This is a genomic window from Thiothrix lacustris DSM 21227, assembly GCF_000621325.1.
Lineage (GTDB): Bacteria > Pseudomonadota > Gammaproteobacteria > Thiotrichales > Thiotrichaceae > Thiothrix > Thiothrix lacustris.
Genome location: NZ_JHYQ01000019.1, coordinates 56127 through 77255, shown reverse-complemented (window position 1 = coordinate 77255; position 21129 = coordinate 56127). Strand labels below are relative to the sequence as shown.

The window sequence follows — 21129 nt, the reverse complement described above, 5'->3', positions numbered from 1 at the left end:
GCAACCCTGAGAATTTAAAACAATTAATCATTAAAAATAATAATTTAATTAATTAGTTTAACTAATCCATAATACAGCCATATGCATACAAACCTACCTCATAAGTGGATAAACAGCCTAATCCCTCAAAAGATTTTTACATTCATACAGAAAATAGAATATTATCTTTATAGTAAACTTCAAAAACGATCTATCAAGAGGTTGCCATGAACCTGCCAACCATAAAACAGCTCCGCTACTTTGTAGCATTAGAAAGTCACGAGCACTTTGGAAAAGCCGCTGAGGCTTGTTTTGTTTCACAATCTGCCTTTAGCACGGCTATTCGCGAACTGGAAACGACACTAGAAGTGCAACTGGTAGATCGAACCAATAAGAACGTGACCGTCACCCACATTGGCCGACAAATTGCCATTGAAGCACGTCGCTGCATCCGGGATGTCGAAAATTTAGTAGAACTAGCCCGAAGCAATCATGCGCCACTCACGGGTGAACTTCGCATTGGCATTATCCCAACCATCGCCCCGTTCCTACTTCCCAGAGTATTACCCTCGCTACGTCAGAAATTTCCACATCTACGACTTTATCTCACAGAAGACATCACTCAACGCATTTATGAAAAATTAATGAATGGCGAGCTTGACCTAGTGATTATTGCCCTACCGTATGCGCTACGTAATGTTGAGGTAATGCCCTTGTTTAAAGACAGATTTTTCCTTGCCTGCCGAGAAGACACTAAACACACACGCCCCAGACGTCATATATTTAATGATTTAAATCCAGAAAGTATCTTGCTCTTGGAAGATGGGCACTGTCTACGTGACCACACGCTTTCCGCCTGTCATTTACAAGACATGGATAAAATCAGTCGATTCACCGCCAGTAGCCTGTTGACCCTGACCCAAATGGTCGATGCTGACTTAGGCATATCCTATCTACCCGAAATGGTACAAGGCTCAACCTTACTCAGTGGTACACACGTCAAAATATGGGAACTACCAGAAGAAAGCTACCGAGAGGTAGGTTTAGCCTGGCGAAGAGGAAGTGCTCGCGAACAAGAATTCACACATTTGGGTGAGTTCATTAAAAATACGTGGCTAACACTATTTAACGAGGCTTTGCCTGAATAATAATAACAGGACATACATATTAAATGTGCATTGCCTTTAAGGCAGAAAACAGCATTTTTAAAACATATCATTTAATATTAAATATAGAACATCAGAACAAAAATTCAGTCAATTCTGACGAACGGCATTAATTTCAAGAAGAAGTGCCATTTATCTCCTTTTACTCCAAAACTTACCATTTATTTAGCCATTACCGTCCATCATTCTTTTAAATCCACATATCCCACTAATCAGCGTTATTACTCACCTGATTCCAGCCAGATAATTAAAACAGATGAGCCTTGACTAAGATACATAAGCAAGAAGACAGTAAGAAACCCCGAGGACAACATGCTTATACTATCATTAATAACAAGCTTGTGTGCGACATGGATTGCACTCCACCTACTCAAACCAGTGGCTCACCGCGCACATCTTTTAGATATTCCTCAGGGGCGCAAACAACACGTTGGGGCAGTTCCTCTGATTGGCGGTATGTCCATCTTCATTGGGGTTGCAACAGCCGTCGTACTGATCTTACCAACTGATGCGGCTGTCACCACGTGGCTATTGTGCGCACTTGGCATCGTCCTGTTAGGTGTTGCGGATGATGCTGAAGACCTTTCCGTCAAACTGCGCATCTCTATGCAGATTCTGTTGACGTTGGCACTTTGTATTGGCACAGGCCTATCACTGGAAAACCTTGGTAACTTGTTAGGGCTGGGGAACATTGATCTAGGGGTGTTTAGCTATCCCTTCACCATCCTGATCGTATTGGGGGTTATCAATGCCTTTAACATGATCGACGGTATCGATGGCTTATTAGGATCGGTAGCAATGGTAACATTCTTGAGCTTGGTCATCTTGTTCAGCCTATCCACTCATCCAACAGAATTGGGGGTTAGCGTCATTTTTATCGCAGCGCTGATTCCTTACCTGCTCAATAATTTGGTACTGCCACCGTTCAAGCAAAAGATTTTCATGGGTGATGCAGGCTCTATGCTGATTGGTTTAAGCATCAGCTGGTTGTTAATCGAAGGAACACAGGATCCAATCCACACAGCCTTTCGCCCGGTTACCGCATTGTGGTTGATTGCCCTGCCATTGATGGACATGGTACGCGTTATTCTGGTGCGCTTACGGAGTCGTCGCTCACCGTTCGCAGCTGGTCGTGACCACTTGCATCACCTACTGCTGGAACTGGGCATGAGCAAAAGTGCCACCATGCTGACAATGGCAGCCATTGCCTTAGTATTCTCTAGTATCGGCATCATTACTGAGCAACTGCAAACCAGTGAAAGCTACATGTTCTACGGCTTCCTACTGACTTTCCTAGCTTACCTGCTGACTATCGCACCGCTGGTTAAAGCAGAAAAAGGCAGTCTGCAACGCTGGATGGAAGAAAAGTCACTTACCCAAACTGCGCGGAAGATTCTTGCAAAATACGGAAATAATTAGTAAAGGGTGGGGTCTCCCCCGGCCTTAAACGCAAAGACCGCTCCTCAAAATACGGGGGAGCGGTTTCATCAGTAAACACCCTAATCTGCACTCGGTATAATGGTTGTTGAGTTGCATCCCAAAACGTCGTACCGAAATCAGGCTGTACATACTGCCCCTCCGCATCCTCACGCTGCTGAATATAGGCATCCACTTTTGCAGCATCCCCTTCCGCTAAAAGCAACAACGTCTGACGTGGCGCTAACATAGGATTGATTCCCGCTGCACCAGAACTCACTGTCAAAAAACGCGTCAATGCTTGATAGAGTTGAGGTGTCATACCCATCACTTGTTGCAACTCTTCGATGCGCTCAAAGGGCGCATCTTTCGCTCCGAAGGGTAATCCCTCATTCTCGTAATCACGGTCTTCTGCACCGTTGAGGCGTTTCAGGTCATCCACATCGCGGAAATCTTCCAAGATATCCAGCATATTTTTGGCCGCTTGCTCATCTAACCCTGCCTGCTTAAGAATCACCTGCAATAATGGCGGACTCGCGTAGTTAATATCGATTAAACCATTCTCACCTACTACCCGAATTTCGACTTTTGCACCTTCGTATTCCCATAGCAGTGGTGCACCACCCAACTTAAGCTCACGATCTTTATTGGACAGGAAAAGCTGCATGACCGTGTAATGAGCCGCAGCATCTGCGATAGCACGGGCTTGTGCACTACGGCGGGCATAATCCACCATACTGGTTTCGGTACGCGTGGCGTAGATCAAGCTAGCGGCCAGTGTCATCATCACCATGATCATCCACAAGACAACAATCATGGCCACCCCAGATTGCCGCCAATAAGCACTATTTCGCATAATCAGTTACCTGTGGCAAATCCACCAGCATATCCGGCCAAGCCCGTTCATTGTCTTCTAAACTTAGCTTCAACATATCTGGGTAACGCGGTTTATCCTCCCAATCGGATGTCCAATCAGCATCGGCCCCTTCTTCTTCCGATCCAAAATACGCAAAAGAGGCATCCTTGAAACCATCAAATAGCAACACCGGCTCAGCATCTTTGAAGGCATTTTCCCACGTCAATTCTGGGCGGTAAGGCGCAAATAACATTTCCAGCTTTTTGCCCCCCTTACTCGCCACAATATTGATCTCAATCAGAAAAATGCCGCCCTGATGCTGCAATGGTTGCAACGGCGCAACGTAACGCAATGACGTAGCACTCCCCTCCAAGGCATAGACTTTTGCTTCTTTTTTACCAACGATCTGCACCACCATAGCCTGACTCAACTGACGGCGCAAAAAATCGGTCATTAAGCGCATATCCTCGGTCTTATTCATGCGAGCATCCGCTGCATCCCAACTACGCCCGATGGTATGGAAGCTGGCAAATAACGCCAGAAAGAGGAAAGAAAGCAGCACAAGAGAAATAAGCATTTCCAGCAAGGTAAAACCACGCTGCCTCATGATTTTTCCCCGAAGCGCAGGGAAGACAAGTGGAACTCTCGCGGCTTATCACCACTTTTCCAGGTCACCTGCACCTCCACTTGGTACAACTGTAGCGGAACTGGTATTTTTTCCATCTCATCACTGAGCGTTATGGGAGACATTTTCACCTCCCAACGGTAACCAGAGCCTTTTTCTTCACCACTCTCGTTGCCATCCTTGACTTTGATTTCATTGCCGACAGCGGCAAGGCGCGATTCAGCCACCTGAATAGCAAAACTGTACTCGTCCGACAGCGCCACGCTATTCATCGAAGCACCAAACAGTTGCAAAATAGCACCCACTACCAAGCCCATCACCACAAAGGCAACCATTACCTCAAGCAGGGAAAACCCTTTATTGGATTGAAACACGCCCCGTCACCCATTCCACATTGACCTTGAAGGTCTGCTTATTCTGCGTCAGTTCCACCGAACCACCCGTAGAACTACCATCGGGGAAAAAGCGAATGCCGCCCTGATTGGCAGCATCGACTTCAGCAGAGGTTGTATTGATTTTGGCAGTAATCGATGGGCTAAGCTGACGACCTGCATCTGCCGTGGCACCGTCAATCCAGAAACGCCTTTCCTGAATATTCATTTTCCACAGCGTGGGCTGCTGGCGTATCACTGCCTGAGCGCGGGCATGACGTAAACTCGCCGCGACTTCTCGACTGCTTTTACGCAAGACCGGGCCTTCACTCAACGAAGTAGCCGCCACCCCCATCAACAAACCACCAATCACCAGTACCAGCAAAACCTCTAACAGCGTAAAGCCCTGAGACCTTTTATTTATCCCAAAGGGAAATATCTGCATCTTCACCTTCGCCACCTGCTGCGCCATCCGCACCCAATGACATCAACTCATAGGGCTGGCCGTTCGCACTCTTGCGCTTATATTGGTAATCATTATTCCAGCCATCTTTAGGCACATCACCTTTCTTCAAATAAGGGCCATTCCAACCACGCGCACCGGAAGGGGCTGTTACCAACGCCTTCAAGTCTTCAGGGTAACTTCCCACTTCCAAACGGTACATATCCAATGCCGCACTCAAATTTTCAATTTGAATTTTGGTGGACTGGGTTTTACCTTTGCCCAAGTATTTCATCGCTTGCGGCCCCACAATACCCATGATCAAACCCAAGATGACCAACACAATCATCAACTCAATCAAAGTAAAACCTTTGGGCTGACGCAATTTATACTTCATTCCTAACTCCTTGTTATTATTCATTAATTCACCAAATCTGCCATATTAATCATGGGCAACAAGACTGACCCAATAATCAACAGAATGGCTATTGCCATAATCATGATCAACAACGGCTCGAGAAGCGCCAACATCTGCTTAACAGAGGTTTTCACTTCATCGTCGTAAATATCTGCAACCTCACGCAGCAAATCCTCCATACGCCCCGTTTCTTCACCGACGCGCAGCATATGCAAGGCATAAGGCGGAAACACACCTTTGCTCAATAATGTACGGGTCAAGCTTTCCCCTTGCTTAAGGCTATCAGCAGATTCCTCGACGGCTGCCGCCATGACACGATTACTAACGGTATTTTTCGCCATTTTCAGCGCACCGAGCAATGGCACGCCATTATGCAAAAGCGTACCTAAACTGCGCGAAAAGCGGGCAGTTTCAATCTTGCCGATCAAATCTCCCACGATAGGCCAGCTCAACATGCTGCGATCCAGCCTACTACGTGCTTTTTCATTGCTGAGAATGTATTGCACCAGTACCAGTATCAGTAAAAATCCCAGCAATACTGCCCACCAATAGTGTTGTAACGTTGCGGATGTCCCCATGACCACTTTAGTAATCGTCGGTAACTCCGCCCCCATATCCGCAAACATAGAAGAAAATTGCGGCACCACAAAGGTAAGTAACGCAAAAATCGACACGACCGCTACGAAGGCAAGGATAGCCGGGTAAATCAGCGCTGAAATGACCGTGCCACGCAATTCTTTAGCACGTGTCATGTAATCGACTAAGCGTGCCAGTGCATCATCAATCGACCCGCCTGCCTCACCCGCACGTACCATATTGACGTAGAAACGAGTGAATTTACCGCTTTCTTCCAATGAATCGGCAAAGCGTTTACCACTACGCACGTTATTTTGAATCGCTTGTACCAATTCGATGACTGGCTGCTTATCGCTGATTTCCAATAAAATGCCAAGCGCGCGGTCGAGTGGCAATCCTGCCCGCAACATAGTCGACATTTGTTGCGTAAGTGCCATGATATCAGGCTGACTGACCGCTTTACTGGCAAATAGCTTGGCCGATTTTTTGCCCGCTGATGCGGCTTTCCCCGTACCAGCATCCGCTTTGCCTACACTAATGCTGATAGGCATCAGCCCTTGAGCATGTAAGTTTTCAGCAGCTTTGGCTTCACTGGCAGCATCAAGGACACCTTCTTTGGCAACGCCTTGTGGGGTGATAGCTTTATAACTATACACAGGCATTGGGGGTTTCCTCCGCGACGCGCAGCACTTCTTCCAACGTGGTCACGCCTTTGAGGGCTTTCATCAGACCATCTTCGTACATGGTTCGCATTCCGCCTTTACGTGCCTGTTCCTGCAAGACGCCTGCATCTTCGTGCTTGAGAATCAAACGGCGCAAGGGGTCGTCCATGATCAATACTTCATGAATGGCACTACGCCCTTTGTAGCCAGAATTGTTGCAAGCACTGCACCCTTTGGCGTGCCACAAACGCATCTCACCTTCTGGCTGGTACTGGCGTAAGCCCAATTCCTGTTCGATTTCGGGTAATACTGGGTGGGATTCACGGCATTGCGGGCATAAACGCCGCACCAGACGTTGCGCCAGAATACCGTTGACGGTAGAGGTCAGCAGGTAATCTTCAATCCCCATATCCATCAGGCGAGTAATGCCACTGGCCGCATCATTAGTGTGTAAGGTGGATAACACCAAATGCCCGGTCAGCGCGGACTGGATGGCGATACGCGCCGTTTCCACGTCACGCATTTCCCCGATCATGATTACGTCCGGGTCCTGACGCACGATGGAACGTAAGGCATCGGCGAAATTGAGGCCGATTTTGGGGTTGGCCTGAATCTGGTTAATGCCTTCAAGTTCGTATTCCACCGGGTCTTCGACGGTCAGTACTTTGTTTTCCGGGGTATTCAACTGGGTCAGCGCAGAATACAGCGTGGTGGTTTTACCTGAACCCGTGGGGCCTGTGACCAGAATAACACCGTGCGGGGCATCCAGTTGTTGCTGCACTTTACGTAAGTTGTCGTCGGAAAAGCCGAGGGTATTCAAATCGAGTTTGATGCTGTGTTTATCCAGCAAACGCATGACCACGCTTTCGCCGTGCATCGTGGGCACGGTGGATACCCGCATGTCGATTTCTTTGCCCTGTGCGCGAAGCTGAATACGCCCGTCTTGTGGCAAACGGCGTTCCGCAATGTTCAGCCGCGCCATCAACTTGAGGCGGGAAATGATCGCAGCAGTCAATTGTGGTGGTGGGGATTCGACTTCATGGATCACCCCGTCAATCCGATAACGAACTTTGAGATGACTCTCGAAAGGCTCGATGTGAATATCGGAAGCGCGTTGAGTCATGGCATTGGTCATGATCTGGTTCACCAGACGAATAACCGGTGCTTCACTCGCCATGTCTTTAAGGTGCTCTACGTCATCGGCATGGTTGTCGGGGCTAGTAATCTCGAAGTCGTCGTCGCTACCTACACTGTCTTTCTTGCTGGCCTCTGCACCGTACAAGCGTTCAATGTTAGCGCGAATTTCGCTTGGCAAACCTAGCAGCGGCTCAACCAATTTACCACTTGCCATGCGAATCGCTTGACGGGCAAAAGCATCCTGTGGGTTAGACATTGCGACAACAAGGCTCTCATCACTCGACTGCAACGGGACAATTTCCGCATGACGCATGTAATTGACGGCAATACCAAGATTTTCTAACGCAAGGGAGGGATAGTCTTTACTCAAAGCCATCCGCACGTTCAAATGACGTGATAGCACAAAAGCCACTTCTTGTTCGGTAAGCATCCCCAATCGAACCAAAACGCTGCCTAACGGCTGGCGTATTTCAGCCTGCGCACGTAACGCACGATCCAGATCAACGGGTTTTAGTTTGCCTAGTTTGACCAGCCTTTCGCCAAACAGTGCGGCTGGAGCATGGGATGTCACAACCTGCATGATGATGTATCTTTCTTATTATAATGCGCCATCATTCTAGGGATAGAGGGGAAACATGCAAGCAGTTTCCCTCCAAACGGTCAGAAAAATACTACCGTTTATATGCCAGATCCGATTAGAAAAAATGCGCTACCAATACCAACCACAATCGCAAGCAGCATAAAAATGGTAAAAATCAGTGCCATAATACCCACGAGCTTCCAGAAACTAGCCTGTTGGCTCAAAGCAGCTTCAAGATCCGTCACATTGTGCGAACTGACAGCCTGTTTGATAAAACCTGCGTAGCGCAACAAATACAAAGAAGCCATGAAATAGATAGCGGCGAATATCAAATACACTACCCCCATGCCGATCATAACGCCAGCACCTGCTATCGCGCCTAGTTGCTCAGCCTCAACCCCTTCCAAACCACTCATCATAGTGCTGCCCAGCAGCATCGGCACAGCCATCACGGCCATCAGCGCCGCACCAATAAACCCCAAAATGGCCAGTAACAGTACCCATGGACGCGTCTTTTTCAACGCATTAATAATGGCATCAGTCAGCACACCACTACCACCAGCGACATCACGAACAGCCGAACGAGGTGCGGCAAAAGCATCTTGAACACTCATAGCATTTCTCCTTTTATCGTAAAAAATACGCAATCTAGCACCAAAGTACCGATAAACCCCGATTTCACGGATAAAGCGTACTAACCTTTTAAAATATGAATATACCCTTTATCCCAATAACCACCATCGGTTATTTTCTGGCATTGCTAACCTTACCCATGCCACTCACCGCAGCGGATAATGGCAAGCTAGTGATTGTGCTAGATGCCTCCAACAGCATGTGGGGGCAAACCCATGGTTCGCATAAAATCACGCAGGCACGCCTAGGTCTGGAAACGTTGCTGGCGCAACAACCTGCACAGGCTGCTATTGGCTTAATCACCTATGGCAATCGATACAAATCGGACTGTCATGACATTAGCATTGCAGCAAAACCCGGCGAACAAGATATTCCCAGCCTATTGCAGCACATCAACGGCATCGCCCCTTATGGACGCTCCCCCATTAGTGCATCGCTAGAACAAGCCGCTGCCCTTTTGGGCGGTGAAGGCAATATTTTACTGGTGAGTGATGGCCCCGAAAGCTGTCAAGGAGACCCCTGCATGACGGCCTCTCGCCTGAAAGCAGAATACCCAGCGATGCAAATACACGTTTTATCGTTTGGAGACGCGCTGGAGCCTAGCCCGCTACATTGCTTAGCCGACAATACGGGTGGACAATTTGCCCTGATTAGCGAGGTTAGCCAACTTGCTCAACAACTACTACCGGCTGCTGCCCCGCCCCCAGCTACACGGCAAAACACTGCTGTCACTGACAATACCCCTGCTACCTTGACGCTCAGTGCCGGAGCCAGTGGTAGCGATAAAAACCTCACCGCCAGTTACCTCATTTACACGGATACAGGTGAACACGTCGCAAGTCTCACCGCACGAACCGAAGCCAATCAGGTATTAGTCCCAGGAAAATATCAAGTCAACGTGCTGTGGCGTACGACCAAACAACAAACAACGCTTGAACTCGCACCGGGGCAAAACCTGTCTCACCACTTTGACCTAGGTTTAATGGGTAAACTGTACCTAGCAGCAGTCGATGCACAACAACAACCAGTGGAAGCCAGTTACACCCTGTATTCCCCCAAGGGGGACTACCTTACCGAGCACTTATTAAAAACACAGGTCAGCGATACGTTACCCATTGGCACTTATCGCATCAAAGCTAACCTTGGCAATGAATCACAGGAAACTCAACTAGACATAAATCCAAGCAGCGAAGCGGTGCACACCTTTCAATTCAGACAGGAGCAATAATATTCACAGCCCGTTCGCGGTTTTTATCACGGAAATAAGCCTTGTTCTGGTAAAACACTTGATGCGCATTATCCCACCACTCAGGCACACCCAATAACGGGAAAGGATTTAGGCTGGCGGTAGAAACCAACTCGCCCTGTACCAAGGTATCAGCGACCACACCATCCAAATAAACGTGCTGTTTTGCCAATGGTAGGGCAAAAAAAGTGGGGTCAACCTCGACCAGTAGTGCATGAGCAGTGACACCGATATAAGGTGTTAGCATTTTCTCCAAAGTAGCATGACCGATCATGTAACAACCAACTTCACGCCCCCATGCCGCCCGTTCTTGCCAGAACAAATCATCCCAAGCGAAATCTAACACCCTCTGCAATAGGCTGCGGCGACTTGCCACAATCAGCACTCCACTTTCATCGAGTACAGTCAAAGCATCCCGTTGCGGGGTACGTGGCTTACCATACTGAGTGATGTCCGCTGCATGAAGTGCATTGATCATCACCTTACTACGCGGAAACACATTCCACATCAGAGCATTAAAAAAATCGTGCCAGTTGGGGCGAGTGGACACCATACCATGCTGAAAAATCCGTTCTTCATAATACAGCTCAGGAAAAGGCAGCGTGTCATCCTGTGGCACAAAGGTAATGGGTAATCCAGATTGCGCGCGTAACCCAGTAGGCAAGAATCCAGCCAACTGTTCACAGGCAGGCCAATGCTCCAAGCCATCCCAACAGCGTACATTCTGCAATTGCTCAAAACACGGATGCAACGTATCGAAGCGAGGATTCCAAATTTCAGAGGCCATTCTGTATCCGCTAGTAAAATAAACTACAGATTTTAGCGTAAATGCACCTCACGCATCCCCGTCTTTTTGGCTATAGTCATAGGGTAGCAATATGCCTAAAGAGGTTGGAGTGAAGAGTTCAAATCGCGTGTCATCAAGTTCTCTCGTCAAACAACGCGGTTTCGTGTTCAAATTCATTCATTCCCTACTGATTGTTGTGATAGTGGTGGGATTGGTGGTTTTTTATCGAGCAGGCAAACTTCCCTTCATCAACTATAGCCCCAACCTAACCAACTGGACTATTGGCAGCAGTAGCAGTAGCACACATAACCCTACCTACAACGACGATGTATGGGATTCAAGCCCATCGAGCAATAATTACATTCAAGCACGTCAACGCAAAGCCGTACCGGTGGTGCGCGAACGCGAAGACACGCAATACACAAACAACCGTTACGCCGTACAGGTCGCCGCTGGCTACGATTCCCGACAACTGTATGGTTGGCGTGATGCGTTAGCACAGGATGGCTACGATGCCTATTTGGTCAGCTTGAACACGCCTCGGGGATTAATGTTCAAATTACGGGTTGGTGCTTACCGTTCCCGCTCACAAGCTGAAACCCTTCAGAACAAACTACGCAACCGCTACCCTACCAATTTTGGTGAGAGTTTTGTTGTGGAAGGCGATTAAATAAATATCAACGAGCGGCTATTCTACTTCGCAAACAAATCATATTGGAAGTTTTGTAGACCTTGATCAGCACAATGGACGCTTCCTTGCATCACATAAGCCGAAGGAGTTGCTGTACCGTTCTTCAAGACTAAACCTTGCACTTCTTGCCCACAACGCTGACCTTTAACAGGCGTTCCCACTACCGCAACAATCGACGTGGTTTTGTTATGCTGATACACCTGCACTTGCGACGAACCGGGGGATTTCATGAAATAACAAGAAGCCATGGGTTTCATCCAAATGGTCGCTTTAGCCTTGCCGACCTGCAATTTGCAACCGCCACCATCATCCCACAAGACCAGAACCAAACCTGCCGCTGTCACCTGATCTGAAACATGCGGCGTATTCAAATGCTTGGGCAAAACCAATGCCTGATGTTCGGGTTCCTTGTTGTTAGCGTCACATCCTAGCAGTGCCATGAGCAATAAGCTGACACTGCCAAGCCGTGTTAATGGACAGGCCAAAACCAAACCTCCTCAGAACGCTCAAAATAATCTAATGAACCATCTGCCAAAGCTGGCCCCTCCCAATTCGGGTACTTTTCACGCATCAAGATTCCAGTACCATCCCACAGATCAATATGATCGCCTTGATTATTTTCACCCCAGAAGTTTTGGAAACAAATAAATCCAGTACGCCCTTTGAAGGCTCCCCATGTCACATTACTACGTACTTCAACCGACCCAAAGCGTTCAGGGTGGCGGCGCATCCAGTCAGATACTTCACGTGCTCGCAACGTATGCCCTGCATGTCCACTATACCAACAGGTTGTCTTGTCATAGCCTTGCAATAAATTGCTACGTAACAAGCAAGTCCCCATCAAAATGGCACACTGATTACCAAAATTAGGATTGCCGTCCGCATCGAGGCACACGAACGTCTGCCCAGTAGCCACCGTCGGGTGATTATTCCAAATACGACGGAATCCTAAGTTAATCCCCTCTGTCGGCAACGCTTGTATCAACGTACCACTTTCGTGTGGCGGAGTAGGTACAACGGATGGCGGCGGGGGTAATGGTGGGGCGGCACTTAACTCATCAGTCACCGCTTCCCGTTCAGGCGCAGTCGGTAAAACAGGCGGAGCGGGAGCTGGTACAGGTACGGGGGCTGGCACAGGTCGCGGAACTGGCGCTGGTGCTGGGATCGGGGCAGGAACTGGCGCGGGAGTCGGCGCTGAACTACTTCCACGAAACAACGACAATAACCAACTCCAGAACGAATTCGACTCAGGCATAAGGAACTCCTTAATGAACATGCTTTAACTATAGGCAAGAATCCCTGTCTCAACCGAATTAAGATACCGGCGAACGTCCACGATCACGTAATTTGCTGCTACGTGGAAAGTGAGCACTCAAGAATTCCATTTGATCGGCGAGAATATTACGCCCTTGTAGAAAAATGTATTCTGCATACGTAGGCTGGAACGGAATAGCAAGCAACGGCATGTGCGCCTGCTCGGGAGTACGCCCGCCCTTACGACTATTGCAATGTTTACAGGCTGTCACCACATTAGTCCACACATCACGCCCGCCAAGCACTTGCGGATGAACATGGTCACGTGACAAATCCTTTTCCTGAAAATGTTCACCACAATACAAACAAATATGATCATCACGCCGAAATAACAAGGAATTACCCAACGGTGGTACATAGTGTTGATGCAATTTTTGCTTGCTGCCATGGGTGGCAATGATGGAATTTAGCTCAATTCGACTGACTCGCCCCGTGACGGCATTGATACCACCACGAATCGAGAGCATGGGAGACCCGCAGGTGTAAGCCACCTGATCAGAATAGTAAAGTTTGACTGCCGTCTGGAAATGTATCCATTCCAACGGCATCCCACTGACATCAGTTCGCAGGATTAGTTGGTTCAAGCTGATCATGACGAACATGATTGCAGATTCCTGACATAAATCAAGTATTCATGAAATCTTTCATGGAGTTGTCATGACCAACCCAAATTATTGAGCCATATCAAGTTTCAACAAACGGGCTTCAGGCACACTGGCTACATTGATTATTGAGACACCTGAAAGGATATACCCATGTTTAGTTTTGATTATGGTTTACCGGCTGCCATTGTTATTGCACTGATTCTGTTTGCATGGTTCAGCTTCTTCTCAGTCGTATTCGCTTAATCCAGCCAACAAACTAAGACTGCGTGAATTCATCCACCCCTCCCGATCTTGTCAGGGGGGCGCTATTCCTTTATCCTCTAATACACATAAGTATTTTAGAGGTATGTGGATATGTTTAGCTGGGATTTTGGCCTGCCGATGCTTATCGTGACGGCATTGATTGGATTTGCTTGGTTTAGCTTTTTATCTGTCGCTTTCTTTGGCTAAGCAACTGATATAGGCACAAAAAAGGCCGCTTATGCGGCCTTTTTTTATGCCTCCACCACCGCTAATCGCAGCTTGTTGATGGCAGCATTTTCCAATTGACGGATACGCTCAGCAGATACGCTGTATTTGTCTGCTAATTCATGCAGCGTCGCTTTCTCTTCCACTAACCAACGACTGGCGAGAATATCGCGGCTACGTGCATCCAGACCCTCCATCGCATCCTGAAAACGTTCGCGGGTGTAAGCATCCCACTCTTCCGCTTCTAGCCTCTCGGAGGGATCCGCTGACTCAGCTGCCAAATACTGGCTTGGTGAGAAACTGCTGGCATCGTCATCATCCTGATCCACGCCCAAATCAAAGGCAACATCGTGGGCGCTCATGCGCTTTTCCATTTCCAGCACTTCGGCCGTACTCACACCCAGATCACTGGCCATCGACTGAGCTTCTTCATGATTTAACCAACCTAGCCGCTTTTTGCTGCTACGCAGGTTGAAAAATAATTTGCGCTGCGCTTTGGTGGTTGCCACTTTGACAATTTTCCAATTGCGCAGGATAAATTCGTGAATTTCCGCACGAATCCAGTGAACAGCAAAAGAAATCAGCCGTACATTCATTTCAGGGTCAAAACGCTTAACGGCTTTCATCAAACCGACGTTACCCTCTTGTACCAAATCACCCAGTGGCAGCCCATAACCACTGTAGCCACGCGCCACTTTCACTACAAAACGCAGGTTATGTAGGATCAACTGACGGGCTGCTTCCAAATCACTTTCATACTTCAGGCGGTCAGCCAAACCACGTTCTTCTTCTACAGTCAGCACGGGAATGGCATGGATAGCATGGATATAACTTTCCAAATTCCCAACAGGAACTGGAAGTGTTTGTCCTCTAAGCATCAATGCACTAGTCATGCGTCGTCTCCTTAATATAGTTCTCTTACTATCCTAGCACTCACAGCGTTAGAGTGCTAATACCCCGTTTGGTTTCGCTTTTATTCTGACATTACAAATGATTCATGCCACGTTATTTTTAGCACATTATCATCATCAACAGGGAACAAACGGACAAGCTGAATAATAACAATGAATAGAGAAGAACAAGCGCTTATCGAAAAAATCGAGGGCAATCGCTTCCTCACCGCGACCGACCGCCAAATACTGATCGACCGTTGGCGGGATGCAGCTGAGCGTCTCAAAGTCACCGAAGCACGCTTAAACGGCTTCGATAACATCCTGCAAAGCAGAGACAAGCTCATCGAAACGCTGGAACAATCATTGTTAGAGCGTGACCAGCACATGGAGCGCAAAGAGCATCTGCTTAATGATAAAGAACACCTGCTGCAACAGAACCAGAGCAACTCACTAGAGCGCGACAAACAGATTGCCCAACGTGACGCTACCCTTCACCAAAAAGAAGTTGTCATTCAGGAACGTGACCAACTGATCCGTGAACTGGAAAATCGTGCTCGGGAAATCGAACAACGCTCCAACCAGAAAGAAAAATACATTCTGGAGCGTGAAGATCAAATTCACATCCGCAACCGTCGTTTAGAAGAAAAAGACAATCACATCGGCAAGCGTGACCGCGAACTTGACAATCGTGACAAACAAATTGGCAAACGCGACGAAAACATTCAGGAACTCAGCCAACAACTCGACGAACTCAACCGCTGGATACGTGACCATCAAAAACGCATTTACACCCAAGAACAAGTCATCAGTGAGCGTAACCGTCAACTTTCCGACCGTGACCGTCACATCAAAGAACGCGACCAACACATCCAGCAACGCGATCTGCGTCAGCGGGATTTTGACCGATTATTACAACGCCGTGATGACCTAATCCTCCAAAAAGATCAACAGATTCACCAACGTGATAGCCTAGTACGTCGCAAGGTTGAACAAATCAGCCTACGCAATGAACAACTAGCCGAACAAACTCGGTTGATGCACGAAAAAGACAGCCTTGCACAAGAACGCGAACAACTACTCATCCAACAAGGCAATCAGACATTAGCCAAAGACCAGCACCTTGCCGTGCGCGATCAAACCATCAACGAACGCGAACGCAACCTACAACGCCGTGATGAACAGATCACCGCGCAATTCCTGCAATTACAGGAACGTGACAAAGAAATCCAAAGTCGTGACCAATCGATCAGCGAACTGCAAGCACATATCAACACTCTTGACCAACGCTTGCAAACACAGCAACAACACATCGACACACATCACTTACATGTCACTGAACTGCAAGGCATCCTGCTCGACAAGGAAAAACATCTCAGCGAATACACCACGCTGGTCAGCAACAAAGACACCTTGCTACTCGAAAAAGACCAACTCATCCAGCAGCAGGAACAACAACAGCAAGAAATTACCCAACAACTCAGTGAACGTGACAAAACCCTGCAAACCAAAGACCAGCACATTCTAGAGCAAGGGCAACTGCTCAGTGAGCGCGAACAACACCTGATCAAGCGTGAAAGCGATCTTCACACGCGTGAAACCCAACTGACGGAACGCGAACAACAACACACCAATCACGAAACCTTGCTACTGCAACATATCGCCACGCTCAGCGAACTCACCAAAAAGCAGCAGTCACAAGAAGCCGAACGCGAAACCTTCCAACAGACCCAGCAACAACGTGAAGCACAACTAGCAGAACGTGAACAACATCTCCTCGCTAAAGAACGTCAATTCGCCGAACGTGAAACTGCCTTGCTGCAACAACACCAAATACTGAGCGACCTCAATGCCAAACACCAGCAACAAGAAACCGAACGCGAAGCAGCATTACTCAAAATGCAACAACGCGAAAATCATCTGGAAAAATTAGAACAAGATTATACGGTTCGAGAAGCCAGCCTATTAAAACATCTAGATAATCTTGCGGACATCACCCAGCAACAGCAGCAGCATGATGCCGCCCGCCAAGCTATTGAGCAGCGGCTGGAACAACGTGACAAGGTAATCAACCTCAAAGACACCATCATTGCGCAACTCAACCAACAATTACTGCACAAAGAAAAAGCCTTACAACAACGTGATGTGCTATTACAAAAGCTAGGACAGCAGCTACGCACCTACAGCGCAACGGCTTAAATATTATCGACCAAACTTAGTGAGCATGTGCAACCTGAACCTGCACATCCTGCATTTCACCCAATACGGCACGAAAATCTTGTTCCCACGCGCTTAACTGCTGCTGTAAATCCTTATCTGCATCCAACAATGGCGCCAGCTGCGTAGGATTCAGGATAGAAAAAACAGTATCCTTACCCTTAGCATAAACCGCTAGCTTAAAGGGAAACAATGGCACCAATTCTGGATGCGTCTTGCTTAATGCACGTACCTCATCCAAACGCCCAAAGAATACAATACGATAGCTATCGGTGCTGTAACCCATATCATGTAAGCCACCGTCACACTTCTGGATATGCGCCACCGTAAAATGGTGTTTACTCAACACCTCCTGCACCTGCTCCAACGCTGGTTCGAACGCTTGCTGAGAATGCACGGTCAGTAACTTTTCAGCAGCATGAACAGGGGCAAACAGTAACCCTGTCACTAAGGCTCCCCACAAACCGACAGTTAAAAATTTCATAGCGTTACCTCATCAATAATGGCCTGATACTTATCCTCTAGATCCTGAAATGCAGCGGTCAGCTTAGGGTTATCAAACAGCGTCAACATAGCCTGAACATTACCCGTCAACAGTTGAACTTTGCCATCCTCTCTTTCAATGACAGTAATTGTACAAGGCAACACCACACCTACTTGAGGCTCAATCTCAAGTGCTTCATGCAAATCACTAAAATTGCAGAAACGTACACTGACTTGATGGGTATTCACGGAAAATTCGTCCGTCAGCCCTTCTTCTAAATAGCGATCGGGAAATACGCGGAAATTGTGGGCATGAATGGTATTACGTAATGATTCCAACGTTTCTTCAAATCCATAAGGGGAATCATAGATCAACGTCAATTTAGGGTGCTCAGAACCATCCGCATTACTAGCGGAAGCGACCAGCATGACCGCCCAACAAGTCATACCTACTATTAATTTTTTTAGCCAATTCATCTTAAAAGCCCGTAGCCAATAAATATTAGATATTTCTAATATAGTAGCTAGCCCAAGCAACTGCAAGTAAAAACAGATATTCAAGGTCAGTATATTAGTAGCAACTAATGTATTGTTGATAAAAATCAGTTACTCACAGATCTACCACTGGATAATAGGAAGTTTATACCTCAACGCAAAGGCGGCTACTCCATGAAAGAACAACAACTCACCCGGTTCATGTACGGGTTGATTATCATGGGTCTAAGCATTGCCGCCATCGGCGTTGGTTTGGTCATTTTTACTGATATTGTGACTGGGCATGGTGTCCAAGGCATTGCATTGGTAGCAGGCTTAATTGCGGGTGGCTTGTTTCTCTCGATTCCCGCCAAAATTTACCTAACCCTGCAACTGATGAAGCGCAATGATCAGAAAGTCAAAGCCATGCGTGAACGCGGTGAACTCCGTTAAAACGAAAAAGGCTGCCATTGGGCAGCCTTTTTAAGAAGCATCAATCAGCGCTTACATCTTGCTTATGCCTGGTTCATCTGTTGCATCAATTTCAAACGGATCATGATGCGCAGAATTACTGTCAATGCGTTGCATAAAGTTGCGGTAAACATACCAATCTAGGCTAAACCAACGACCAGCACCCATAAAGAACAAGGCCAGTAGCAGAATGAAATAGACTAAATAAACTTCAGTGAGGTTATTAGCCATATCAGTGTAACCGTGGCTCATGACCAATTGTTCCATGGTGTTGAGGAAACCAGCATCACCCATCGCGATCAAACCCAATACGACGACCACAAACATCAGTGCCAGCGCCACCCAACGTACCCCCAAACCCAAGATCAACAAGATCGCAGCCACAACCTCAATCGTACCCAACAAAATCAACAGTGTTTCAGTGCCCATGCCCGGAAATACTGTGTTGTTAAGTGCAGCAACACTTTGCTGGAAAGCTTCGGGATTCACCCATGTCAACGGATTGTAAAAGGCAAAATCAGAACTGGAGAACAACCCCAAATGCTTAACACCCGATATCCAAAACATCGGGGCAAGAAACAGGCGGATAACTAACGGTGCAATGAAATCAAAAACACGCATCCATTCAAGGCTGAAAAAGCCAACAATAAACTTCATGAACCACTCCTCAGGAATTGGGGAAATACAGACAGAATCAACTTTTTCATAGGATTATAGTCGATTTCTGACACTTCACTTTGTCACGTATTGTGGCACAGGATACAAAGTTACGCCAATTCGAATACGCCCACCATACCCCGCGTTGACCCGTTGCACGATCCCTTGCGCATCCAATCCACAAGCAGCCAACTGATCCTCGCGTTGCGCATGATCAATGTAACTATCCGGCAAACCCAAATTCATGACTTCCACCGCTAGACCCGCCTCATGCAGGTATTCATTAACACCACTGCCTGCTCCGCCCATGACAGCATTGTCTTCCAACGTTACCAGTAACTCGTGTGACTGTGCTAACTCCCGAATCATCAACTTATCGAGAGGCTTAACAAAACGCATATTCACCAGTGTCGCATCCAACTCTTCAGCAGCCGCTTGAGCCTCAGCCAACAACGAACCAAATAACAAAATAGCCACCGACCTACCAGTACGCAGCTTCAACGCTTTGCCCAGCGGTATTGCCTGCATCTCCACTTGTGGCTCTAACCCGATCCCCTTACCACGCGGGTAACGCACCGCTGTCGGGCAATTCATCTGGAAAGCCGTATATAACATCTGGCGGCACTCATTTTCTTCGGTTGGTGCCATCACCACCATGTTCGGTACACAGCGCAGGAATGACAAATCGTAATTACCAGAATGCGTCGGCCCATCCGCACCCACCAACCCGGCGCGGTCAATCGCAAACACGATCGGCAGGTTCTGAATCGCCACATCATGCAGTAACTGATCATACGCGCGTTGCAAAAACGTGGAATAAATAGCCACCACCGGCTTGACGCCATCACAAGCCAAACCAGCAGCCAGTGTCACTGCGTGCTGTTCAGCAATGCCCACATCAAAATAGCGGCTAGGAAAACGCTCAGAAAATGCCACCAAACCCGAACCTTCACGCATGGCAGGCGTAATACCTACCAACCGTTCATCTTGTTCAGCCATGTCACACAACCACTGCCCAAACACTTGCGTATACGTTGGTGTGGATTTCTTAGCACTCGCCACCAAACCCGTTTTCAGGTTGAATGGTGTTACCCCATGATACGTACAAGGATCTTCTTCCGCAGGCTCGTAGCCCTTGCCTTTCTGGGTCAGCACGTGCAACAAGCGCGGCCCTTTGATGTTTTTTAGGTTGTGCAGGACATGCACCAACTCCTCCACATCATGCCCGTCAATCGGCCCGTAATATTTGAAGCCCATTTCCTCGAACAGCGTGCCGGGCAATACCATGCCTTTCACGTGCTCCTCGGTCAACTTGACCAGTTTGGAAAGGGATTTGCTGTGCGATAGCGCCTTCTTACCGCTTTCACGCATGGTCGAATACATCCGCCCCGACAGCAAGCGCGTCAGGTATTTACGTAATGCCCCCACGTTCGGCGAGATAGACATTTCATTGTCATTGAGGATAACAATCAGGTTGGCATCCAGATCACCCGCGTGGTTCAAGGCTTCATACGCCATCCCCGCCGTCATCGCGCCATCCCCGATAATCGCGATGGACTCGTAATCTTCGCCCTTATGCTGTGCTGCCAACGCCATGCCCAACGCTGCACTGATCGAGGTGCTGGAATGCCCCACCCCAAACGTGTCGTACTCACTTTCAGAGCGCTTCGGAAAACCTGCCAGGCCATCTTTCTGGCGAATACTATCCATCTGCTCACGCCGCCCGGTGAGGATCTTATGCGTATAAGCCTGATGCCCCACATCCCACACCAACTTGTCACGCGGCGTCTCGAAGGCATAATGCAGCGCCACCGTCAGCTCGACCGTTCCCAGATTTGATGAAAAGTGGCCTCCCCCGGTAGATACCGAATTCAGTAAAAATTCACGCAACTCAGCGCATAACGCAGGTAGCGCATCAAGTTCCAGACGACGTAAATCGGCAGGAGAGTGGATGGTATCAAGCAC

At 48.0% G+C, this 21129-nt stretch carries 23 protein-coding genes; 6 read left to right on the top strand and 17 right to left on the bottom strand.

Features of this window, described 5'->3' with window-relative positions:
• The first annotated feature begins 206 nt into the window (after positions 1–206).
• Entirely contained in the window at positions 207–1127 is a 921-nt protein-coding gene (locus Q394_RS0110465; RefSeq protein WP_028489252.1) for a hydrogen peroxide-inducible genes activator, read from the top strand.
• A gap of 330 nt (positions 1128–1457) precedes the next feature.
• On the top strand, positions 1458–2564 hold the full coding sequence (gene wecA, locus Q394_RS19845; RefSeq protein WP_084260423.1) for a UDP-N-acetylglucosamine--undecaprenyl-phosphate N-acetylglucosaminephosphotransferase: 1107 nt from the start codon (positions 1458–1460) through the stop codon (positions 2562–2564).
• On the opposite strand, the gene Q394_RS19840 is transcribed toward wecA, so the two are convergent.
• The 8 genes from Q394_RS19840 to Q394_RS0110420 all read right to left on the bottom strand — a co-directional run bounded on the left by Q394_RS19840 (position 2518) and on the right by Q394_RS0110420 (position 8842).
• Entirely contained in the window at positions 2518–3417 is a 900-nt protein-coding gene (locus Q394_RS19840; protein WP_038141161.1) for a type II secretion system minor pseudopilin, read from the bottom strand. The genes wecA and Q394_RS19840 overlap by 47 nt on opposite strands.
• Entirely contained in the window at positions 3407–4024 is a 618-nt protein-coding gene (locus Q394_RS0110450) for a prepilin-type N-terminal cleavage/methylation domain-containing protein (protein ID WP_028489251.1), read from the bottom strand. The genes Q394_RS19840 and Q394_RS0110450 overlap by 11 nt, the downstream gene beginning before the upstream one ends.
• Positions 4021–4416, bottom strand: coding sequence for a prepilin-type N-terminal cleavage/methylation domain-containing protein (locus Q394_RS0110445; RefSeq protein ID WP_028489250.1), 396 nt, complete (start codon positions 4414–4416; stop codon positions 4021–4023). Before Q394_RS0110445 ends, Q394_RS0110450 begins: the two co-directional genes overlap by 4 nt.
• Positions 4400–4858 (bottom strand): GspH/FimT family protein, encoded by a 459-nt coding sequence (locus tag Q394_RS0110440; protein ID WP_245606778.1) that lies wholly within the window; start codon positions 4856–4858, stop codon positions 4400–4402. Before Q394_RS0110440 ends, Q394_RS0110445 begins: the two co-directional genes overlap by 17 nt.
• Entirely contained in the window at positions 4830–5252 is a 423-nt protein-coding gene (gene gspG / locus Q394_RS0110435; protein ID WP_028489248.1) for a type II secretion system major pseudopilin GspG, read from the bottom strand. The genes Q394_RS0110440 and gspG overlap by 29 nt, the downstream gene beginning before the upstream one ends.
• Positions 5253–5275: 23 nt before the next feature.
• The gene (locus Q394_RS0110430; protein ID WP_028489247.1) at positions 5276–6511 is read right to left on the bottom strand and encodes a type II secretion system F family protein; all 1236 of its coding nucleotides are present in this window, start codon (positions 6509–6511) and stop codon (positions 5276–5278) included.
• The gene (gene gspE, locus Q394_RS0110425) at positions 6498–8228 is read right to left on the bottom strand and encodes a type II secretion system ATPase GspE (RefSeq protein WP_028489246.1); all 1731 of its coding nucleotides are present in this window, start codon (positions 8226–8228) and stop codon (positions 6498–6500) included. Before gspE ends, Q394_RS0110430 begins: the two co-directional genes overlap by 14 nt.
• A gap of 98 nt (positions 8229–8326) precedes the next feature.
• The gene (locus Q394_RS0110420; protein WP_028489245.1) at positions 8327–8842 is read right to left on the bottom strand and encodes a DUF5362 family protein; all 516 of its coding nucleotides are present in this window, start codon (positions 8840–8842) and stop codon (positions 8327–8329) included.
• Between the two features lie 95 nt (positions 8843–8937).
• Here Q394_RS0110420 and Q394_RS0110415 point away from each other — a divergent pair, with 95 nt between their 5' ends.
• Complete coding sequence (locus Q394_RS0110415) at positions 8938–10089, top strand: vWA domain-containing protein (protein WP_028489244.1); 1152 nt, start codon at positions 8938–8940, stop codon at positions 10087–10089.
• On the opposite strand, the gene Q394_RS0110410 is transcribed toward Q394_RS0110415, so the two are convergent.
• A complete protein-coding gene (locus tag Q394_RS0110410; RefSeq protein WP_028489243.1) occupies positions 10073–10894 on the bottom strand; it encodes a DUF3025 domain-containing protein in 822 nt (273 codons plus the stop codon). The genes Q394_RS0110415 and Q394_RS0110410 overlap by 17 nt on opposite strands.
• A 127-nt stretch (positions 10895–11021) precedes the next feature.
• Between Q394_RS0110410 and Q394_RS0110405 the strand changes: the two genes are divergently transcribed.
• Positions 11022–11564, top strand: coding sequence for an SPOR domain-containing protein (locus tag Q394_RS0110405; protein ID WP_169735893.1), 543 nt, complete (start codon positions 11022–11024; stop codon positions 11562–11564).
• Between the two features lie 23 nt (positions 11565–11587).
• On the opposite strand, the gene Q394_RS0110400 is transcribed toward Q394_RS0110405, so the two are convergent.
• The 4 genes from Q394_RS0110400 to rpoH form a co-directional block, all read right to left on the bottom strand.
• Positions 11588–12025: a hypothetical protein gene (locus Q394_RS0110400; RefSeq protein ID WP_156946821.1), complete on the bottom strand. Its 438-nt coding sequence runs from the start codon at positions 12023–12025 to the stop codon at positions 11588–11590.
• Between the two features lie 29 nt (positions 12026–12054).
• Positions 12055–12840 carry a T6SS effector amidase Tae4 family protein gene (locus Q394_RS22400; RefSeq protein WP_038141152.1) on the bottom strand — a complete coding sequence of 262 codons (786 nt, stop codon included), beginning with the start codon at positions 12838–12840 and terminating at the stop codon, positions 12055–12057.
• A gap of 58 nt (positions 12841–12898) precedes the next feature.
• Positions 12899–13501, bottom strand: coding sequence for an HNH endonuclease (locus Q394_RS0110385; RefSeq protein ID WP_245606777.1), 603 nt, complete (start codon positions 13499–13501; stop codon positions 12899–12901).
• 497 nt (positions 13502–13998) lie between these two features.
• A complete protein-coding gene (gene rpoH / locus Q394_RS0110370; RefSeq protein WP_028489237.1) occupies positions 13999–14865 on the bottom strand; it encodes an RNA polymerase sigma factor RpoH in 867 nt (288 codons plus the stop codon).
• A 171-nt stretch (positions 14866–15036) separates the two neighbouring features.
• Here rpoH and Q394_RS0110365 point away from each other — a divergent pair, with 171 nt between their 5' ends.
• Positions 15037–17061 (top strand): coiled-coil domain-containing protein, encoded by a 2025-nt coding sequence (locus Q394_RS0110365; protein WP_028489236.1) that lies wholly within the window; start codon positions 15037–15039, stop codon positions 17059–17061.
• Between the two features lie 16 nt (positions 17062–17077).
• On the opposite strand, the gene Q394_RS0110360 is transcribed toward Q394_RS0110365, so the two are convergent.
• Together Q394_RS0110360 and Q394_RS0110355 are read right to left on the bottom strand one after the other, a co-directional pair.
• A complete protein-coding gene (locus Q394_RS0110360) occupies positions 17078–17563 on the bottom strand; it encodes a hypothetical protein (protein ID WP_028489235.1) in 486 nt (161 codons plus the stop codon).
• Entirely contained in the window at positions 17560–18039 is a 480-nt protein-coding gene (locus Q394_RS0110355; RefSeq protein ID WP_084260422.1) for a DUF302 domain-containing protein, read from the bottom strand. The genes Q394_RS0110360 and Q394_RS0110355 overlap by 4 nt, the downstream gene beginning before the upstream one ends.
• Positions 18040–18231: 192 nt before the next feature.
• On the opposite strand from Q394_RS0110355, the gene Q394_RS0110350 reads away from it, so the two are divergent.
• Positions 18232–18489, top strand: a complete 258-nt coding sequence (locus Q394_RS0110350) for a hypothetical protein (protein WP_028489233.1) — start codon at positions 18232–18234, stop codon at positions 18487–18489.
• Between the two features lie 51 nt (positions 18490–18540).
• On the opposite strand, the gene Q394_RS0110345 is transcribed toward Q394_RS0110350, so the two are convergent.
• A complete protein-coding gene (locus Q394_RS0110345; RefSeq protein ID WP_028489232.1) occupies positions 18541–19164 on the bottom strand; it encodes a DoxX family protein in 624 nt (207 codons plus the stop codon).
• A gap of 75 nt (positions 19165–19239) precedes the next feature.
• Complete coding sequence (dxs, locus tag Q394_RS19825; RefSeq protein ID WP_038141147.1) at positions 19240–21129, bottom strand: 1-deoxy-D-xylulose-5-phosphate synthase; 1890 nt, start codon at positions 21127–21129, stop codon at positions 19240–19242.

What these genes read in the sequence shown, in the direction of transcription:
- Q394_RS0110465 (WP_028489252.1), top strand. Translation starts at nt 207, where the DNA reads ATGAACCTGCCAACCATAAAACAGCTCCGCTACTTTGTAGCATTAGAA.
- wecA (WP_084260423.1), top strand. Translation starts at nt 1,458, where the DNA reads ATGCTTATACTATCATTAATAACAAGCTTGTGTGCGACATGGATTGCA.
- Q394_RS19840 (WP_038141161.1), bottom strand. Translation starts at nt 3,417, where the DNA reads ATGCGAAATAGTGCTTATTGGCGGCAATCTGGGGTGGCCATGATTGTT.
- Q394_RS0110450 (WP_028489251.1), bottom strand. Translation starts at nt 4,024, where the DNA reads ATGAGGCAGCGTGGTTTTACCTTGCTGGAAATGCTTATTTCTCTTGTG.
- Q394_RS0110440 (WP_245606778.1), bottom strand. Translation starts at nt 4,858, where the DNA reads ATGCAGATATTTCCCTTTGGGATAAATAAAAGGTCTCAGGGCTTTACG.
- gspG (WP_028489248.1), bottom strand. Translation starts at nt 5,252, where the DNA reads ATGAAGTATAAATTGCGTCAGCCCAAAGGTTTTACTTTGATTGAGTTG.
- Q394_RS0110430 (WP_028489247.1), bottom strand. Translation starts at nt 6,511, where the DNA reads ATGCCTGTGTATAGTTATAAAGCTATCACCCCACAAGGCGTTGCCAAA.
- gspE (WP_028489246.1), bottom strand. Translation starts at nt 8,228, where the DNA reads ATGCAGGTTGTGACATCCCATGCTCCAGCCGCACTGTTTGGCGAAAGG.
- Q394_RS0110420 (WP_028489245.1), bottom strand. Translation starts at nt 8,842, where the DNA reads ATGAGTGTTCAAGATGCTTTTGCCGCACCTCGTTCGGCTGTTCGTGAT.
- Q394_RS0110415 (WP_028489244.1), top strand. Translation starts at nt 8,938, where the DNA reads ATGAATATACCCTTTATCCCAATAACCACCATCGGTTATTTTCTGGCA.
- Q394_RS0110410 (WP_028489243.1), bottom strand. Translation starts at nt 10,894, where the DNA reads ATGGCCTCTGAAATTTGGAATCCTCGCTTCGATACGTTGCATCCGTGT.
- Q394_RS0110400 (WP_156946821.1), bottom strand. Translation starts at nt 12,025, where the DNA reads ATGGCACTGCTAGGATGTGACGCTAACAACAAGGAACCCGAACATCAG.
- Q394_RS22400 (WP_038141152.1), bottom strand. Translation starts at nt 12,840, where the DNA reads ATGCCTGAGTCGAATTCGTTCTGGAGTTGGTTATTGTCGTTGTTTCGT.
- Q394_RS0110385 (WP_245606777.1), bottom strand. Translation starts at nt 13,501, where the DNA reads ATGTTCGTCATGATCAGCTTGAACCAACTAATCCTGCGAACTGATGTC.
- rpoH (WP_028489237.1), bottom strand. Translation starts at nt 14,865, where the DNA reads ATGACTAGTGCATTGATGCTTAGAGGACAAACACTTCCAGTTCCTGTT.
- Q394_RS0110365 (WP_028489236.1), top strand. Translation starts at nt 15,037, where the DNA reads ATGAATAGAGAAGAACAAGCGCTTATCGAAAAAATCGAGGGCAATCGC.
- Q394_RS0110360 (WP_028489235.1), bottom strand. Translation starts at nt 17,563, where the DNA reads ATGAAATTTTTAACTGTCGGTTTGTGGGGAGCCTTAGTGACAGGGTTA.
- Q394_RS0110355 (WP_084260422.1), bottom strand. Translation starts at nt 18,039, where the DNA reads ATGAATTGGCTAAAAAAATTAATAGTAGGTATGACTTGTTGGGCGGTC.
- Q394_RS0110350 (WP_028489233.1), top strand. Translation starts at nt 18,232, where the DNA reads ATGAAAGAACAACAACTCACCCGGTTCATGTACGGGTTGATTATCATG.
- Q394_RS0110345 (WP_028489232.1), bottom strand. Translation starts at nt 19,164, where the DNA reads ATGAAGTTTATTGTTGGCTTTTTCAGCCTTGAATGGATGCGTGTTTTT.